Source organism: Tellurirhabdus bombi, from assembly GCF_021484805.1.
GTDB lineage: Bacteria > Bacteroidota > Bacteroidia > Cytophagales > Spirosomataceae > Tellurirhabdus > Tellurirhabdus bombi.
On sequence record NZ_CP090557.1, the window covers coordinates 1,768,949 to 1,787,646 of the forward strand.

General features: G+C 50.9%; 14 protein-coding genes. 5 read left to right on the plus strand and 9 right to left on the minus strand.

The features are described 5' to 3' along the window. Nucleotides 1–17: 17 nt before the first annotated feature. Nucleotides 18–1,229 (plus strand): ATP-grasp domain-containing protein, encoded by a 1,212-nt coding sequence (locus tag L0Y31_RS07630; RefSeq protein WP_234736522.1) that lies wholly within the window; start codon nt 18–20, stop codon nt 1,227–1,229. A 129-nt stretch (nt 1,230–1,358) separates the two neighbouring features. Further along, entirely contained in the window at nt 1,359–2,294 is a 936-nt protein-coding gene (locus L0Y31_RS07635) for a hypothetical protein (protein ID WP_234736523.1), read from the plus strand. On the opposite strand, the gene L0Y31_RS07640 is transcribed toward L0Y31_RS07635, so the two are convergent. Genes L0Y31_RS07640 through L0Y31_RS07655 form a run of 4 tightly spaced genes read right to left on the minus strand, consistent with a single transcriptional unit; the run spans nt 2,285 to nt 7,412 of the window. Next, entirely contained in the window at nt 2,285–4,099 is a 1,815-nt protein-coding gene (locus L0Y31_RS07640; protein ID WP_234736524.1) for a MutS-related protein, read from the minus strand. The genes L0Y31_RS07635 and L0Y31_RS07640 overlap by 10 nt on opposite strands. A gap of 12 nt (nt 4,100–4,111) precedes the next feature. Continuing rightward, nucleotides 4,112–4,528: a Fur family transcriptional regulator gene (locus L0Y31_RS07645; RefSeq protein WP_234736525.1), complete on the minus strand. Its 417-nt coding sequence runs from the start codon at nt 4,526–4,528 to the stop codon at nt 4,112–4,114. Between the two features lie 55 nt (nt 4,529–4,583). After that, the gene (locus L0Y31_RS07650; protein ID WP_234736526.1) at nt 4,584–6,386 is read right to left on the minus strand and encodes an ABC transporter ATP-binding protein; all 1,803 of its coding nucleotides are present in this window, start codon (nt 6,384–6,386) and stop codon (nt 4,584–4,586) included. 57 nt (nt 6,387–6,443) lie between these two features. Next, nucleotides 6,444–7,412, minus strand: a complete 969-nt coding sequence (locus tag L0Y31_RS07655) for a gliding motility protein GldB-related protein (RefSeq protein ID WP_234736527.1) — start codon at nt 7,410–7,412, stop codon at nt 6,444–6,446. A 38-nt stretch (nt 7,413–7,450) separates the two neighbouring features. On the opposite strand from L0Y31_RS07655, the gene L0Y31_RS07660 reads away from it, so the two are divergent. The 3 genes from L0Y31_RS07660 to L0Y31_RS07670 are packed head-to-tail and all read left to right on the plus strand — an operon-like array spanning nt 7,451 to nt 11,366. Next, entirely contained in the window at nt 7,451–8,392 is a 942-nt protein-coding gene (locus tag L0Y31_RS07660; protein WP_234736528.1) for an outer membrane beta-barrel protein, read from the plus strand. A gap of 60 nt (nt 8,393–8,452) precedes the next feature. Then, nucleotides 8,453–9,898, plus strand: a complete 1,446-nt coding sequence (locus L0Y31_RS07665; RefSeq protein ID WP_234736529.1) for an energy transducer TonB — start codon at nt 8,453–8,455, stop codon at nt 9,896–9,898. A gap of 49 nt (nt 9,899–9,947) precedes the next feature. Continuing rightward, nucleotides 9,948–11,366 carry an energy transducer TonB gene (locus tag L0Y31_RS07670; protein WP_234736530.1) on the plus strand — a complete coding sequence of 473 codons (1,419 nt, stop codon included), beginning with the start codon at nt 9,948–9,950 and terminating at the stop codon, nt 11,364–11,366. Between the two features lie 54 nt (nt 11,367–11,420). Here L0Y31_RS07670 and serS read toward each other — a convergent pair whose 3' ends face one another. From serS to L0Y31_RS07695, 5 genes are all read right to left on the minus strand, one after another. Further along, nucleotides 11,421–12,692 carry a serine--tRNA ligase gene (serS, locus tag L0Y31_RS07675; protein ID WP_234736531.1) on the minus strand — a complete coding sequence of 424 codons (1,272 nt, stop codon included), beginning with the start codon at nt 12,690–12,692 and terminating at the stop codon, nt 11,421–11,423. A gap of 145 nt (nt 12,693–12,837) precedes the next feature. Then, entirely contained in the window at nt 12,838–14,223 is a 1,386-nt protein-coding gene (locus L0Y31_RS07680) for a DUF5723 family protein (RefSeq protein ID WP_234736532.1), read from the minus strand. Nucleotides 14,224–14,236: 13 nt separating this feature from the next. After that, the gene (locus tag L0Y31_RS07685; RefSeq protein ID WP_234736533.1) at nt 14,237–16,147 is read right to left on the minus strand and encodes a RecQ family ATP-dependent DNA helicase; all 1,911 of its coding nucleotides are present in this window, start codon (nt 16,145–16,147) and stop codon (nt 14,237–14,239) included. Between the two features lie 60 nt (nt 16,148–16,207). Next, nucleotides 16,208–18,148: a glycoside hydrolase family 9 protein gene (locus L0Y31_RS07690; RefSeq protein ID WP_234736534.1), complete on the minus strand. Its 1,941-nt coding sequence runs from the start codon at nt 18,146–18,148 to the stop codon at nt 16,208–16,210. 45 nt (nt 18,149–18,193) lie between these two features. Beyond that, nucleotides 18,194–18,694 carry a cupin domain-containing protein gene (locus tag L0Y31_RS07695; RefSeq protein ID WP_234736535.1) on the minus strand — a complete coding sequence of 167 codons (501 nt, stop codon included), beginning with the start codon at nt 18,692–18,694 and terminating at the stop codon, nt 18,194–18,196. Nucleotides 18,695–18,698 lie beyond the last annotated feature (4 nt).

Consider the following 18,698-nt stretch of genomic DNA (forward strand, 5'->3'; position numbering starts at 1 on the left):
ACCGACTTTCAACACCAATGAGCCAACTTTCATTTTTGTGCATTGCTTCCTATTTCAAGGGCGAAGAGTTCATGCGAGCCTGTAAAGAGCTGGGAAATACGGTTTATCTGCTAACAGTGGAGAAACTCGCGGGCTATCCCTGGCCTTTCGAGTCGATTGATGAGGTATTTTACTTGCCGGCTCAGTCGAATTCGACGGAAAATCTAGATAAAATGATTTTGGGGTTGGCCCATGCGATGCGTTCGCGAAAGATTGACCGGGTAGTGTCACTGGATGATTTTGACGTGGAAAAAGGAGCCTTAATTCGCGAGAAATTCCGGATTCCGGGCATGGGGCAAACTACGTCCAATTATTTTCGGGATAAACTGGCGATGCGGATGCAGGCCGCCTCGGCGGGAATTCGGGTGCCCGCCTTTAGCAATTTGTTCCATGATCAGAGTATTACGGATTTTCTGCGAGCTACCGAAGCGCCCTGGCTCATCAAACCTCGTTCGGAAGCCTCGGCAACCGGCATCAAAAAAGTGCACTCGCTGGACGAAGCCTGGCAGGTGATTCATTCCCTGGGGGACGGGCGTCACAATTACCTCATCGAGCAATTCCGACCCGGCAAAGTATACCACGTCGATGCGCTGCTGGTGGATCGAAAAGCGGCTTTTACACGGGTGAGCCAATACCTGGCAACGCCCATGGAGGTAGCCCACGGCGGGGGCGTATTCAGGACGGGTGTACTGCCGTTCGACGATCCCGATACGGTGGCTTTAACCGAGCTGAACAACCAACTGATGAATGCTTTCGGTATGCAGTATAGCGCCTCGCATTCGGAATACATCAAGGGAGACCACGACGGTCAGTATTATTTTCTGGAAACGTCTTCCCGGGTAGGCGGGGCGCACATCGCCGAGATGGTTGAAGCGTCGTCGGGCATTAATTTGTGGCGCGAATGGGCGCGGCTCGAAACCGCCGTGGCGTTGGGTCAGCCGTATGTCGCTCCCGAAGATAAAGGCTTGTATGCGGGCCTGATTGTATCGTTAGCGCGGCAACAGTGGCCGGATATGTCGGGTTTTGCAGACCCGGAAGTCTGGTGGAAAATCAATAAAGAATACCACGTTGGCGCCATTGTACAGTCCCCCAGTCGGGAGCGGATTTTAGCGTTACTCGATGAGTACATGCATCGGATTTACAATAACTTCCACGCATCGGCTCCCGTGCCTGATAAACCCACGAGCTAGTTTGTAACTTACTTTTAAGTACACAAAACAATAAGCGTAAAAGTTAGCGTAAAGTGCACCTAATAAGAAAGTTTGTGTACTTTGCAGTAACATTGCGCTTATTTTATTTTGACCTTTACCGCTTCGCCATTGAAATCTTTGCTGTCTGTTTATCTGGTGCTTCTATCCTTGACTGGTTGGGCGCAGGATAGTCTTGCTGTACAAAATACAGCCGGGCCAGACAGCACGCGTATAGTACCTGACGACTCCCTGTCTCTTTCTACGCAAACGCGCCGAATCCGTTCCTGGATCGTTTATGGCTCGTCGGCGCTGACGATTGGTTCTACTTACGTATACCTGCAAAAAAAATGGTGGAACGAAAACGGCACTGCCTTTCATTTTGACAAAGGGCGGGACGGACGTTATGCCAGCAACCTGGATAAAGTAGCCCACTGGATGGGTGGTGTGTTCACCGCTGATGTCTACTACGACGCGTTTCGTTGGGCGGGTGCTTCGGAGCGGAAAGCGGAATGGCTGGCGCTGGGCGCGGCCGCCTTTGTGCAGGCCGGTATTGAAGTGAAAGACGGGTTTGCGCCCTACTACGGCTTTAGCTGGCGGGATGTGGCTTTTGGAACAGTGGGGGGCTTCTGGCCAATGCTGCAAAATCGCTCTGGCTTTTTGCGCGATGCACAATGGAAGGCGAGTTACTGGCAGCGGACGCCTAAATATTTTACAGAGCGAGGGATTGCCATTCAGCGCTTTTCCATCGATGACTACATCAACCAAACGTACTGGTTTTCATTTTCGCCGGAGCATTTTGGGGGCGAAGGCTTTCGAAATTTCTGGCCCGACTGGTTGCAGTTGTCCGTTGGAATGGGGTTGGAGGCCGAAACGTGGAGCATCGGGCATACGGGCGAAGGCGGTCGTCACGAGTGGTATATCGCGCCGGATATTAATCTGATCAAATTATTTAAGCCGAAAAGTACGTTTGCCAAAACTGCCTTCAAAGTCTTGAAATACATCAAAATTCCGGCTCCAACCTTAAGAGTCAGGCCTAAAATGCGGTTTTACTGGCTCTATTTCTGAGCTTGTCCAAGTTCCATGTCAATGCCAATAGAACGCATTAACTGGCTGGCGTTAAAACTGCGGCAGACGCCTTCGCGAAGCGTGTAATCAAAATGCAACTGCCCGTCTACTACGTCTGAGTGGAAGCTGTAGTTGTGAATAAAATCGTGTGTTTCGGCCAGTTCGCCCAGCTCGACATCGTGGGTAGAAACGAAGCCGGAGGCTGTTGTCTGGTGCAATTGCAGAATCAGGGCTTTTGCTCCCTGGTGGCGGTCCGCCGAATTGGTTCCTTTTAAAATCTCGTCTAAGAAATAGAAAACAGGATAGCCTTGTGCCTGTCGCGTGCGCTCGATTAAAGCCCTTAAGCGCTTTAATTCGGCATAAAACGAAGAGGTGCTTTCTTCCAGCGAATCCTGCGTGCGCATGCTGGTAAAAACCTGCACGGGCGAACAGCCAAAGCGCTCGGCGGCCACAACCGCGCCCGAAAGCGCCAGAATGGTATTTGTGCCGATGGTTCGCAAAAACGTACTTTTCCCGGACATGTTGGAACCCGTAATCAGGACCGTCTGGCCATTGCCTTCGATAGCCAGCGAGTTCGCCACGCTTTTCGTCGGTGGAAGCAAAGGATGCCGAGCTTGTGTGGCTTCAACATGCAATTCATTTTCGCGAACTGCCGGTACAATGTAGGTAGGATGCGCGTAAGCAAATCCGCTTAGGCTGTTGATGGCTTCCCATTCGGCCAGGGCGTCGATCCAGTTGGCTAGCTGAGGGCCATGTTTCTTTTTCCAGCTTTCTAACGCTACCAGATAATGAATATCCCAAAGCGAAATCAAACCAAAAAACAGAAAAAAGTAGGGGTTCCGTCGGTAATTCAGGTTTTCGACCAGCTTGCCTAGCTGTCCAATGGCTTCCGCAGCCGTTGTGTGGTCGGTTTCCAAGCGCAGTTTTAGCCGTTGCAAAATAGCGGCCTCTACCTTTAGGTCCGACACATGCCGGAACAAATCGCGGTAGGTTCGGAGCGAGCGTGAAATAGAGAAAGTCTGCTCACTCACTTGTTTGGTCTGCTCAGCGACTCGACTCAATAAAATGCCGTGAAGCAGTAGCGAAGCCGCCACCGCCCAGCCCGGTACGAGGTCAGACAGCCAGAAACCGATGAGTGTGACGGTTATGAGTGGAAATACCCACCGAAGGATTTGAGCGTAGCCAGGAATTGGTAGTTCGGGTTGCTTGGCCCATTTTTTTAGCTCGTCGGAGGGTTGCCCGACGTTTTCATTGAGGTAGGCCAAGGCTTCAAAGTCTTGTCGCCAGTCGAGCTGGGGTTGCAGTTCGGCAGCGGCGGCCTGACGCAGCACAATTGCGTCTTCCGGCGCAGGGTAGAGCAGGTACGTAGCCAGCTTTCGCTCGCCTTCCTGCGTATGCGTTCGGTTGAGCAACCGGAACAGCGAATGCTTCCCGAATACGTCCAAATCACCCGCGTAGGGGTGGGTGGGTTCCAGGTAGTCCGCGCCGGTTTCGGGGCGGTTAAATTTTCGTTCAAGGCGGGCAGCTTCGTCCTCGTTGATATAGGCAAGCCAATGATAACGGTCCCTTTCCTGCTGTATTTTTTGATGCCGTTTAAGTAAAGCCAAAAATCCCGCGATCCCAACGAGGCCAGTCAGAATAAGCCAGCTAATCTGATCTTGCTTATAAAAAACATAAAGCAGGATGAGCACACCAACAAACCAGACTAACCGTAAAATAGCCAGTTGGTTATAGCGTTGCTGGGCAGCCTGTTTAAATTCCGAAAATTGTTGCTGGCGGGCAGAAAAGGTGGGGTTCAGAGACATTCGTTGCATCAATTACTGGCACTGCGGGCAAACTCCCTGAATCAATAAATTGGTTTCTTTACGCTGGTATCCGTCGGGCAGATCAACGCGGGGAATCAGAACGTTTTCCAGGCAGTTGGTCTGGCCACATTCTTCACATTTAAAATGAACATGGTCGTGGTGGTGTTCCTGGTGTCCGCAGGTTTCCCGGCAAAGGCCATATTTCAAGCCCCCTTCATCATCCAGAACTTTGTGTAAAATTCCTTTATCGACAAAGGTTTTCAGGGTTCGGTAAATGGTAACCCGATCAAAGTTGTCTTTCAGGCGTTCTTCAATATCGTGGTGCGCCAGGGCGTAACCGGATTCCAGAAATGCATTCAGCACTTCTTCGCGACAGCCCGTATGGCGGAGGCGGAAATCGTCCAGGGTTTTTTCAACAGATGGATGCATGGTATATCGGCAGGTCCGGGGCCGCAGACAGGTGTTAGCTACCCCGGAAACTGGTTTATTCTGTTATTTCAAACTGTAATTTAACCAAATTTGCGTACAGACCATCTTCCAGCAGGCTAAGCTCATCGTGTTTACCCGACTCAATAATCTGGCCGTCACGAATGACGTAAATCATATCTACCTTACGAATCGTTGCCAGACGGTGGGCAATAATGATCGTGGTTCGGTTCTGCATCAGCTCATCCAGCGCATCCTGCACCAATCGCTCCGATTCGGCGTCCAGCGAGCTGGTTGCTTCGTCAAGAATCAAAATGGCCGGATCTTTCAGGATGGCCCGGGCAATAGCAATCCGCTGCCGTTGACCTCCCGATAGCTTAACGCCCCGTTCGCCCACAATCGTCTGAAATCCTTCTGGAAAAGATTCGATGAATTCAAGAGCGTTGGCTTTGCGGGCGGCTTCCAGTACTTCCTGTTCGGTCGCGTTGGCCTTACCATAGGCAATATTTTCCTGAATTGTACCGCCAAAAAGCATGACTTCCTGCGGAACAACGGCAATATTTTGGCGTAAGTGCGTGATGTTGTAATCCTGAATGTTCTGCCCGTCAACCGTAACGCTTCCGGTATCGATGCCGTAGTAACGCAGCAGCAGCTGAATGATGGTGGATTTACCCGCACCACTTTGCCCAACGAGCGCAATTTTACGACCGGCATCAACCCGCAGAGAAATGCCTTCCAGAACTGGAACATCAGGGCGGGAAGGATACGAAAAATGCACATCCTGGAACGTAATGTCGCCCCGAATTGGCTTGGCAGTAACAACATCGTCCGTATTGACCTCTGATTTTTCCTCCAAGATTTCCAAAATGCGCTCCGAGGCACCAATGATGCGTTGCACCTGCGCGTACATGTCGCCCATACCACCCACAGAACCGCCAATAAAGCCGGTATAGAAGATAAACTCAATCAGGCTCGACAGCGGCATTTGGCCCGAAAGAACCAGGTTTCCACCGTACCACATGATACCAATCACGCTGCTGAAAAGCGCAAAAATGACAAACGAAACAAAGGCGCCCCGGTACCGAACCGCGTGCAGCGCAATCGAAACGACTTTTTGCATGGCGGTTGAATACCGGTTAATTTCAAAACGCTCGTTCGTGAAGGCTTTCACCACGTTAACCGATTGCAGGGTTTCTTCGACAATGACGTTAGCCGTTGCCAATTCGTCCTGCACCTGCCGCGACATTTTCCGGATATAACGCCCAAAAATAATGGCCGCAATAATCAGCAGGGGCAAGGTCGCCAGCATGAAAAGGGTCAATTTCCAGGAGAGGTAGAAAATGATCGCCGTACCAACCACCAGCGTCGCAACCTGGCGGAACAGCTCGGCGAGCGTGAGGGATAAAACATCCTGCAACTGAGCCACGTCCGAAGAAATGCGGCTGGTTAGCTCACCAACGCGGTGTTTCTCGAAAAACGGCACCGACAACGTAATGATCTTGCTGTAAACCGCCTTCCGCACATCGGCCATGGCCCGTTCGCTAACCTGGGCAAAGAAATAAATTCGGAAAAAGGAAAAGAACGCCTGGACGATCAGGATCGCCACAAAAATCAGTACGACCTCGTTCAGGGTAAAGCTCGACTGGCCGCTGATAACGCTGGTTACCAGCCCCACTAGTTTTCCAAAGCTAAGCGTCGTTAGCGTGGAGAATACCAGGAAAATGAAACCAATGATGAAATACGTCCGGTAAGGCCGGACAAACCGGAAAATGCGCAAGGTCTTCTGCAAATTCTCCTTGTTGATTTTCTTTTTATCTTCTGGAGCGACCTCCTGGCCGGACCTCCCACCTCGTTTTGCCATTGTTACTTGTTAATTGAGCGGTAGAGTCAGAACTCTTCAGCTACTTGTTTTCAATTACTACTTTTCATCAGCTAGCCCTTTGTAGCCCGATGCTTCAAACAGTTGTCGGGCGTTGGCATTGTTCATCAGTTCCTGGATGCCAGGGTCTTTATCATCATTGTATTTGCCCACAATCCGCCAGCCCAACCAGCGGCCAATGCCACCGGGTGCTTTCGGACCCACTTCCGACGTAAAGGGACGGTCGGCCAAATAACGCTCTTTTATGTTTGGATTCGTTTGGTACAGAAGCTGTGCATCAATAAAATGCGCCCAGACTGCTTCCTGAGCAGCATAAGTAGCCGTTAACTGCTTGTCAGAATAGCCAATCACCAGGCTGTCGGGTACGTCAGGCAGCATGGTTTTGGCAAAAACGTAGCTCTTGCCGTAGTAAATCATGTCGGCCAGCAGCGTCTGATCGCGGCGATCTTCGGAATTATATCGTTTGGAAATCGCGAGGACAATAGCGGGAGCAATGTATTCTTTCTGGTATCTTTTCAGGATGTAATTCGGAACATCAGGGCGGTATTTAGCACTCGGTCCCGTAAACCAGTCGAGACCAATAACAATCAAACTATCCGTTATGGCCAGATCAGGACCCATAAAACCCGTGACGATACCGACCACTTTTGGCGGGTGAAAATCAGGGAAATTTGCCCGGATATTGGTAAACGCCTCCGACAACGCCCCGGCCAGATCACCTGCCGTACCGAAGGTTTCGTGCGTTTGATCATACAATACTCTTAATTCCTTATCGTTTACCCGTTTGGATAGTTCGTTAACTAAGGCCGTGTCCTGACCGTAGTGCGTTGTGCCAAAATAAGCGCGCGCCACATCCCGGTTGTTGTTGAGCCATTCCTGTATATCTTCTGGTTTTCGGGTCTGGAACAATTGATCATCCGCACGCTGGACAGTGACGGGCTCCTGTTTGGAACAGGCATTGAAAATCAGTAAACTTACTAAGCCGATAATAAGTGGCAGACCCTTCATTCGCACTTTTGGGGGTTCTGGGTAAAACATACAAAATTATGAAAAAAACCTACCCGCTCGACCACCTGGCGTGCCGTCGCGCGTTACTTTTGCTCGGAAGCACGAAACAGGGAATAGTAATGGGTGGATTGCTCCTTGTAGGGTTATTCCTCTTGACCCCAACGTATGGCCAAGTAACTGTTCAGAAGCCCCGAAGTAGAACACAGTCATCGAAGAATGAGTTCGACAAAAAACAGGACGATCAATGGACGCATAAGTCTGGGAGTAAGCCCAATCGGCGGGCAAACAGCGCGGCTGACAAGGTATTCCGTCGCATTCAGGGCGATGACTACGAAGGGCCCGATTATGACCGTCCGTCCAAGCTGGTCGAAATGAGCTTTCGCGTAGCGCCTTCCTTGACGCTGAATACGGCGCACGGTACAGGTGAGTACGCGGGTTTCACCAACAACGGAATGGGCGTACGAATGAGTATTGGGCCGACGCTGGATTATTATTTCTTCAAGGATCGTTACGCCTTCAGTTCGGGAATTTGGTACACGATTGTTCGGTCGGGGTATCGGATTCCGGGAAGTTATGGTTCAGACACCTGGAATCCGGGCGCAACCATGAAAGAATCGGTGTATAACCTGCAATACGTACAAATTCCGTTAACGGCCAAGATGTACGCAAACAATTTGTTTCCCGATGCCCGTTTTTACATCCAGACCGGTGGCGTACTCGACATCAAATTAGCCGAAAAGCCACTGAACCAAGGCATTAATCGCCTGTATCAGGTGGCGGAACAAACAGGCCGGACGCGCCAGTATAGCCGGGGCGATTTTGCGTTATTGTTAGGTACGGGCATTCAGTACAAGCTGAATAATTCGCAGGCGGTTATTATTGGAATGACCTACCAGCGTGGTTTAACCAATGTCGCTCGGGGATCAGCGCTGGTCTCAAAAAGTCGGATTGTCTCGCTGGAATTGGGCCTAAAATTTTAACATTTAGTCTAAAAAAATAAATGTTTCTTGTAGTATATTGGTCGCTATAAGCAAACATTTATGAATAGAATAATTACTCTTTTACTCGCTGTAGTTCTTACTCCCTCATTTGCCCAGGAAATTTACAAACCCTTTTCAGTGGAGCGCGAGGCAGTCCCCAAAGGCGGCCCAGCATGGCTCGAAAAATTCATTGAGGTAAACCGGCGAATGCCCTATTCTGCCGAGGTCAGAAAAATCAAGGGAGTCACTTTTGTGTCAGGTGTGGTCGAGCCGGATGGCTCGGTTTCGGCCCTTCGTGTAACGCGCTCTTTCGATCCTGCCTGCGACCGGGAAGCGATGCGTGTGTTGAAGTTATTTAAGGCCTGGCAACCAGCCTTAAAGGAAGGAAAACCCGTTCGTCAGGAATTTACGTATGCCGTAAGATTTAGTCCGCAGTTGATCGGCGCCGAGCCAGACAGGATTGTGGCGTATTATGACAAGCAGCAGCAACTTGTTGTGGATGAAGCGCAGGCGGCTTATCAGATAATTGCACCTGTCGACTCGTTGGGTTATCCGACCGCTGGGTCCACAATCTATGAACGGCGGGGAAAAGGCTGGAAAGAACGTGAAAAGTATGCCTTTTCCGAGAAAGAAAAATTCATTGATAATCCAGATAAAACGTCAGACACCGATTCCATTCGTGTGAAGCATATATTCATCCGGTTCATGGGGCGGTTGCAAGGAGAGCAGTATAGCTATTATCCGGATGGTAGTTTGTTTGCGGTGAGACGATATGATATGGGAAGACCCGCCGGGAAGTCCCGATATTACTATCCAAATGGTGTGGTAAAACGGGAAGAAGAACAACTAGGCGAAGACAAGGTGCGTATCTGGAACTGGTACTCAAATGGACAGATCAAACAGATCATGATTCAACAGGCTTCCAAGGGTGAATTTTCGGACCAGACTGAACTGTTGAGTCAATGGGACGCGTCCGGAAATCAACGGGTTAAAGATGGGCAAGGCGTGGCTCGGTTCGAATCCCAAGTAGAAGACGAAGGTCGGCTGATTGAAGAAGGCAGGGTTTTTGACGGAAAAAGAGATAGTATCTGGGTTGGGAAGGTAGAGGGGCGGCCTTTCTACCGGGAAACCTATTCGAACGGGCTGTGTCTGGGAGGGGTTTCTTTTACCACAACGGGCGATTCTACGGTTTACAAACAGTCAGTTCAATCCGCAGAGTTTAAAGGCGGGAAAGAGGCATTGTATCAGTTTCTAGGACAAACTATGCGCTATCCGCCGGAGGCAGCGCGTAATCAGATCAAGGGGCAGGTAATAGTCAGTTTTGTTGTTTGTACCGATGGAACCTTGTGCGATTATGAAGCCTCGGGGCTTGAGGAAGAGAGTCTTAAGAAAGAAGCCGTCAGAGTAGTTAAAGCCATGAACGGAAGATGGACTCCCAGTATTCGGCATGGCAAGCCCGTTAGGACGCTATTTAATCTTCCCATTAACTTCGATCTTCAATACTAGCGCTGCCAGAAGACACGGTAAAACCTCAAATACGGCATATCGCACGTTTATGAAAACATTTCTTACCTGTTTCCTCTTTGTCGCCTTTACTACTTCGTTTGCCCAGGAAATCTACAAGCCCTTTGCGGTTGAAAAGGAAGCCATTCCCAAAGGCGGGTATGCGCTGCTGGAAAAGTTCATTCAGGCCAACCAGCATATGCCTTACTCGGCGGAGGTGAAGAAGGTTAAAGGCACCCTTTATGTCTCTGGCGTTGTCGAACCCGACGGTTCGGTTTCAGATGTCCATGTAACGCGTCCGTTGGAACCCGCCTGCGACCGGGAGGCCGTTCGGGTGGTGAGTCTGTTTAAAGCTTGGGAGCCCGCCTTGAAAGATGGCAAGCCCGTTCGGCAGGAGTTTACCTACAGCGTAAAATTCTCGCCCACACGGACGGGGGCTGAGCCGGACAAGATCGTTAACTTCTACGACGAGCATGGAAATTTAGTGATCGACGAGCAAAAGGCCCAATTCCGCCAGATTACTTTGGTCGATTCTTTGGGTTATCCAATAGCAGGGCCCAGCGTATACAAGCGTCAGGATGCTGACTGGAAATTGCATCAGACCGATAGTTTATCGGTCGAAACGCGTTTCGTCTTAGGCCAGAAGCGCCCGGTAGCCGATACGATCCATCTCAAGCTGTTAGCAATTAAAGACAAAGATAGCCGCTATCAGGGGCTGCAATACTCTTTCTATCCTGATGGCGCGCTGTATTCTGTCGAATTGTACGAAGCCGGAAAGTCGAAAGGAAAGACAACCTGCTATTACCCAAATGGGCTGGTCCGTTTACAAACAGATTACAATCAAGCTCAGCCGCTCGAACACAGATGGTACGCCAATGGTCAGGTAAAGCAAGTGGCGACGGTAACCGGGGACATGCCTTGGGAAACTACGATCATCGATCAGTGGGACTCGCTCGGAAATCAACACGTTAAGTTAGGTGAAGGCATGGCTCGAACCGAATTTTTCAACTTTAGGGGGTGGGTTATCGAAGAAGGAAAAATCAAAAGCGGTTTGCAGGAAGGAATATGGGTCGGAACTGTAAACGGCCAGTTAAGTTATCGCGATAAATACACCAAAGGGAAGTTCGTAAGCGGCGTCTCCTACGGCTCGGATCTCGATTCTGTCCGATATAAAAGAATAGCTCAGCTGCCTGAATTTAGCGGCGGGCTGAAGGGAATGTTCAATTTAATCAGACGGAAAATAGAGTCTTCGCCTGATTTTGCCTTTAAGGGTATGCATGGTCAGGTCAAGGTAGCGTTTACCGTATGCACAGATGGAACCTTGTGTAATTTGAAAGTTGTGGAAGGAATTCGGAAAGACATCGATGAAGCTGCGTTACAGCTAGTGCAGGAGACTAGCGGAAGGTGGAAGCCCGCCGTGCGGCGCGGACGTCCCACCGAGGTCGGTTTTCAAATCCCGATCAGTTTCTAGATTAACAAAAAAGCCCGGCCAACCAGCCGGGCTTTTCATTAGATAAAATTACCTTTAGGAAATCGTGTCGAAGCCGCAATACGGAACCAGTACCGCTGGAATACGAATGCCTTCCGGTGTCTGATTATTCTCTAAAATAGAGGCCAGAATACGTGGCAGAGCCAGCGCCGATCCGTTTAGCGTGTGTAGTAACTGGGTTTTGCCTTCTGTCTTATACCGCAGTTTTAAGCGGTTGGCCTGGTAGGTTTCGAAGTTGGAAACAGAGCTTACTTCCAGCCAACGCTGTTGAGCAGCTGAATAAACTTCCATGTCGAAAGTCAGCGCCGACGTAAAGCCCATATCACCGCCGCAGAGCCGCAGCACCCGATACGGCAACTCCAGCTTTTTCAACAGCGACTGAACGTGCAGGCTCATCTCTTCCAGCGCCTGGTACGATTCTTCGGGTTTTCGAATCTGCACCACTTCTACTTTATCAAACTGGTGCAGGCGATTCAAGCCGCGCACGTGCGCTCCCCAGGAGCCAGCCTCGCGCCGGAAACAGGGCGTATAGCCCACATTTTTAATCGGCAACTGGTCTTCCGAGACAATGACATCCCGGTACAGGTTGGTAATGGGTACTTCGGCGGTAGGAATCAGGTACAGCTTCTCTTCTTTGACGTAGTACATCTGGCCTTCCTTGTCTGGCAATTGCCCCGTTCCAAAACCTGACTCTTCATTGATGACAATCGGGGGCTGAATTTCGAAATAACCAGCCGCCAGCGCTTCGTCCAGGAAAAAATTGATCAAGGCCCGTTGCAGACGCGCGCCCTTACCTTTGTAGACCGGAAAACCGGCGCCTGTAATCTTAACGCCTAATTCAAAATCAATAATGTCGTATTTTTTGATAAGCTCCCAGTGAGGCTGTGCATCGGCAGGTAGGGTAGGAACATCGCCATGCGTCAGCACCACCTCGTTGTCTTCGGCGGAGCGACCTTCCGGGACACTGCTATGGGGCAGGTTCGGAATTGTTACCAGCACGTCCTGCAACTGTTGCTCAATGGCTTTGAGGTCATCTTCCAGCCCTTTGGAGATAAACTTAAGATCTGCGGTTTCCGTTTTGGCGGCTTCGGCAGCTTCTTTTTGGCCGCTTTTCATCAAAGCACCAATTTCTTTGGCCTTCGCGTTGGAGCGGGCCAGTACATTGTCAAGTTCTTTTTGGGTATCGCGCCGCTGTTGGTCAATATCCAACACCTGCTCAACAATGGCTTCTGCCTGCGGAAAGTTTCTTCTTTTCAGGCCAGCTATAGTGGTTTCTTTATTTTCGCGGATGAACGGGACTTGAAGCATGGGTATTTTGCTATTGACTGCTATTCAAAATCTGATTTACAGGCAACTTCTGGGCTGCCAGCGTAAATATAAATGAAACAAAACTAATAGCCGTGCGCCTTAGTTCTAAGCATCCTCCTGAAAACTTATCGGGCAACCGGCACAATCATTTACCCCAAAAGGAAAGGCCAACCCAGAACAAAGTACTGCGGTTTTCTGCCTTCTTATTGATGAAATGGTTTAAATCGCTCATTCCCAGTGAAATTGGTCCAAGTCGGGCGGACATTCCCACGGCTACCTTTTTGTCTTCTCCAATGATCGAAACCGGAAAAGCCAGCTCGGCATCTTCGTCTTCAAAGCGGGGCGTAATGATGAACAAATCGGGCAAAGGCTTGGGACCATCGGTTATGCTTGTGGTTTTAATGGCATTGATGTAAATCGCTGGCATAACCCGCAAATCGGCTTCCAGATGAAGTTGACGCTGCAAGGAGACGGTGGTGGCGCCTTCCGCCGATGGCCGGGGTGGAAGCGTTGAATTGGCGACGAGATAATCAACTGGATTATTTCCGAACGCATCCAGGGTTTCCTGATTCATGCTTTGGCTCAATGAACCGGCAAACGCTTGGCTGCCAGGGTATTTAATGGAGCCGCCATTCATTACCGACGCCGATAAACGGAGCAGATAAGCCGGACGGTCGTCGGTATAGGTCGTGTGTGGATCAAAAGTTTTGCCGGATCGGTTGTAACCTATTTCGTAGGTAGCACCCAGGTCATAGGCCCAGCCTGTGCCGTAACCCCCTGATAGACTAAATGATTGACGAGCAACGGTATAACTGCCCAGATATTGCGCGTTGATGAAATCGAGTGCCTTCTCGTCGGCACCCGCCACATCCCGAATGGCGTAGCCACCCGCGGCGTTCAACGACTGCCGTTGAGCACCCACAATTCGCCGACCCGTTGCGCCTATTCTGAGGCGGTGCAATTGGCCGTCGAAGACAACCAGTCCGTAAGTTAAACCCGCTTCGGCGTAGCTTTCGTTGGTCAGATTAAACGCAAAATTACCCGATGCTGGCTGCAAAACCCGGCTACCCAGGCCACGGCGATAGGCTTCGGTCAGTGGCTCAGGCAGAGACGTTCCGTATACGTAATTGCGCATACGGGTATGTAACGCCAAACCATGAACGCCCCCAAAGCGAATCAGGGCCGAAGGCCCAATAAGTTCGGAGTAAGAATTGGTGTTAGGCGCATCGGTCAGTGAGCCGACGGCGCGCAGGTCGCGGGCTAGCTGGTTGCTGTAGGGCAAGCGCAGGGTACCCATGTAGTCATCCGAAACCAGGTACTTAAACACGACTGGATTGATCGTAGCCATACCCGCTGCGGGAATAATTTGAAACCGATAACGGCTACCGGCGGCGGCCGACGGATTTTGCAAAACGCGGTATAAACCCCCGTAATTGCTACTGGATAATCCCGGAACAAATTGAGCCTGAGCCGAAAAGGCAAAGCTAGTCAGGAGGGTAAGTACAGAGAGACTTAATCGAAACTGATTCATGGAATGGATAAAGTTAATTCGATTTGACGCGCAAATTGCCCGCTGCATCGTACTGCAACTCTTCATCGGACAAAAGTTGCCGGATTACTTCAGCTAAGTGATCGTTGGAAACGTTGAGAGAATCAGCCAGTAAGCGGGGGGGAAGTCCCTGCCCATTTTTAGCAGCTACCAGTTGATGAACCTGTTGCCGTAAAGCTACCAGATCGGTGGTTTTTCCGGAAGCCATTTTCAGACAGGTATCGCAAACACCGCAGGCTGCTCCCGGCTCTTCGCCAAAATAAGCCTGAAGCATGCGTGTCCGGCACTGCACCGGATTTTGTACGTATTGAATTACCGCCTGAACCTTGTCCTGGCTTCGCTGCTTACTTTCGGCCATACCCATTACGTTAATCGGTAACTGGCGGGCATCGAAGCGGGGTGTCAGGAAGGTCAACTGTGGTTTGTCTTTTTGTTTTTCGTAAATCAGTACATCTCGTTGGTGCAATTGGTCGAGCAAAGACCGAATTTCCAGTTCGGGCGTCAAAAAGGCTTTGCCAATGGCACTTTCGGAAATGGTAATGAACTGCGTGAACAATTCGCCGCCGTACATCCGAAGCAACAATTTCAAGAACGGATCGTAGCGGGGATTTAGTACCTGAAATTCATACAAAGCCCGATTATCGAGCGAAAGCATCAGTCGGGAAGGATGGTAATAGCCCTCACTTAGTTCGACAAATCCTTCTAGTTCAAGCTGGCGAATGGCGTAATGCGTTTCGGTAACGGCTAAGTTAAACCGTTGACAGAGAGCTGGTAGATCAAAGTCTATGCTTGTCATCTCGCCACTGCCAATGGCAAGGTTCGCGTAGTTAGCCAATGCCTGATAAACCCGTCGTAGAACATCTATGGGAGGGTACTGCTGCTCAACCCGTTGCTCAATGTCCGTCAAATCTTTCTGATTATAAAGCAGAACCGCGTAGGCTTTTTTTCCATCGCGGCCCGCCCGCCCGGCTTCCTGATAGTACGCTTCCAGATTGTCCGGCACGTCCAAATGCACCACGGTGCGTACATCGGGCTTGTCGATTCCCATCCCAAAGGCGTTGGTGGCTACGATCACGCGCTTTTGGTTACGCAGCCAGGCGTCCTGTTTTTCGGCGCGTTGCTTGGTCGTCAGGCCCGCATGGTACGCATCGGCACTGATGCCGTGGTGATAGAGCCATTCGGCTACTTCACTCGTTTGGCGGCGACTTCGCACGTAAACAATGGCGGTGCCGGGCACATTATTCAGAATCTTCAGTAGCCGGGTTTCTTTGGCTTCTTCATACAAAGCGGAGTAAGATAGATTGGCCCGGGCAAACGATTGCCGAAATACCTGAGGCTCCTGCATTTCCAGCTTCGTGACGATGTCCGTCTGCACGTCGGGGGTGGCCGAAGCGGTTAGAGCAATCAGGGGCGTTTGGGGAATGAGCTTCCGAAACTCCGCAATTTGCAGGTAAGGCGGACGAAAATCGTACCCCCAGGCCGAAATACAGTGCGCTTCGTCGATAGCGAGCAGACAAACCTTCATCTGCTTCACCCGTTCGAGCATAACCTCCGTTCGTAAGCGTTCGGGAGAAACGTAGAGAAACCGGATATTGCCGTAAATGCAGTTGTCCAGCGTGGAGTCGATTTCCCGCCAGTGCATGCCCGAATAGATGGCTGCCGCCGAAATGCCGCGCCGCCGCAACTGCTCTACCTGGTCTTTCATCAGGGCAATCAAAGGTGTAACGACGATGCAGACGCCACCCATCGCTAAGGCCGGGAGTTGAAAACAAATGGATTTTCCGCCGCCCGTGGGCATCAGCACAAGCGTATCCTGTCCCTGCATGACGGCATGGACAATGTCTTCCTGCAAAGGCCGAAAAGCATCGTAACCCCAGATTTGCTTCAGTATTTGATGAATCGTCATTCGTACGGTCCTATTCCTTCGACAAAGATAACCGATTCCGGCGTCCGAAGCAGCCCGTATTTAGCGCCGCCGCTTCTTTGATTTCGACGAACGGCCCCGGCTGCTTGTTTTCCGCCGCGAAGATGACTTCCGGGATTTTACTTTTGACTTGGACTTCGCCTTGATTTTTGGCTTTGCCTTTGGTGTCACTTTGACCGGTGCGACCACGACTGGTTTAGTATCAGTTTGCTTGGCCGCCAGCAGGTAAATCAGCGAAGCCGTACCATCCATAGTTGGCTCATTGGTGCTATAATCGCCGTAATCATCGTGATAAACCACCAGATCGCTTTGAAAAGGCGCATACTCGTCCGCGTCTTTTAGGGTAATACCAACTAGGTTTTTATAAATGCTGGCGTAAACCGGGCCGTCTACCAGCCCGCCGTCAATCGGGTAATTTTTCAGGTGCGTAAACGCCGAATGCGGATCAGCGGGCGTATCACCCCAGGAAGGCAGGCCATACACAAAACTCGTTCCCCACGGGTTGCAGCCAAACAGCCAGTCGAAGGCGGCCTGTTCCAGGTCAAGGTATTGCTTGTCGCCCGTTAGTTTGCGGTACCAATAACACTGAATGGCAAAGGACGTTGTGAGGTTGTTGCTGCACCAGATGAACGGAACGCCCCGCTGAAAGGCATTGCCCTGCGCCCGTTCCTGAATCTTTTGAATGCCTTCCCGGTAATAATCGACAATGTGTTTTTTGCGGGCCGGGTCCAGCTTTTTAGCCAGTTCATAGTGTCCGACGTTAATGAACGGATACCACTGGTAATGCCGGGCCGTGTCGGTTCCCATCCAAGGCGTTATGGGCTCAATGAGGGCGTAGGCGTATGAACTGTTCAGGTAATCGGCTGATTTTTGGCCTTTTATCCGGGAGGCGTTATAAAGCTCAACCGCCGCCAATTCCATATCATCGACGTAGTTGTCTTCTTCGTAGAAATAGCGGGATCGTCCCGGAGCCGTCTGCGCTACACCTGGTTTGTGGGTTCCGATGGTATACGCACTCTGCGAACGCCGCCAGAGCTGTTCGGCGTAAAAAACATTTTTTGTGCGGAATAACTGATATCCCAGCGCAAAAGCACTGCTAAATTTCCCGGCGGTAGACGCCACGCCCGTCGCGCGGTTTTTGTACTTGAATAGACCCTGTGGTTTCCCCGACGCGAAATAGACAGGCCGTTCGAAGCCTTTGCCGTACAAGCTGTCTTCTTTAGGAATCCGCAGACCCGCATGGTCGCGGTCGTCGCCGAGCTGGTTGAACATCCAGTCGTCGGTGGGGTGCATTTTCAGGAGCCAGTCCAGTCCCCACTTAGCCTCATCGAGTACGTCGGCAAAACCATTCGTTCCTTCCAGTCCGTTGGCTTCGTGTTTGTCCCCAAATGCTTTCGGAAAATCCCGAAAAGCGGCTAGCAAATGGTAGGTGGCGTTGGCCGAAGTCGTCACATATTGGAGGTAATCTGAGGCGTCGTGCCAGCCTCCGGAGGCGTCGATGTGTGTGCTGTCGGGCATGGGACCATACATCGTATAGCCGTCGTGCGTGTGGCAGGAATCTTTCAGGTAAGGATTGAAACCGCTGCGTTGCTGGCGCATGTACCGCAGGCAAAAATCAGCGGCTCCGTCGTAGACGTTTTCGGCAACGGTAAACTCCGGCGATTTGGCGGTACCGGCCAGCAGGTAATACTTTCCGGGTTTGGTAAGTGTCGAAAAATTGAGTCGGTAGGTTTGTTGGAAAGGGCCGTAAGCCCCGAACGCCTGTCCGGCGGCCTGCTCCAGAACCACCTTCCCGCTGGCTACCTCAATAACCTGAAAACGCTGCAAGCTGTCCTGCATTTTGCTTCCCCAAACCGCCACTTTTATGCCGTGCGGCTGGTATCCGAGCCAGTTGATACGAATCCAGGATTGAGGTTCTTCCTGTGGTTGAATAAAAGAGAAAACAAACAGGGCAAGCCCAACCAGCAACAACAATTTCTTCATCAGGGCACAAGTTACGACAAATACAGCTTGAGTAAAGCGCCTGATTTAAGTCAGTAACCGAATTACTTCATGACAATGGGGATACGTTTTCAGGAGACTCGCGCGCTCTGCCAGTTCAAAATCGGCGAAATCGAAGCCCGGAGCCACCGTACAGCCAACCAGCGAATACGCGGTTCCTTCCGCCGGTTTTGAGCCAAACCAGCAGCCCGCCGGAACAACTGCCTGAAAGACTTCGCCCTGGTCTGGATTGGCTCCCAGGCGAATAAGTTGCTGTTCACCTGTCGGATCAATAACGTATACATTTAACGGGCCACCTGCGTAAAAATGCCAGACCTCATCAGCCTGGATTCGGTGCAGGGCCGAGACGTGGTGGGCTTCCAGCAAAAAATAAATGGCGGTGCTAAAACTCCGGTCACCTGAGAAACGGGCGGGCAGGGCTCCCTGCGGAATGGTTTCAGCGGCTCGGTACGTCTCCGCGTAATAGCCCCCTTCCGGATGCGGCTGCATGTTGTATTTCTCGATCCAATACGATGCTGGCTGGCTCATTTTT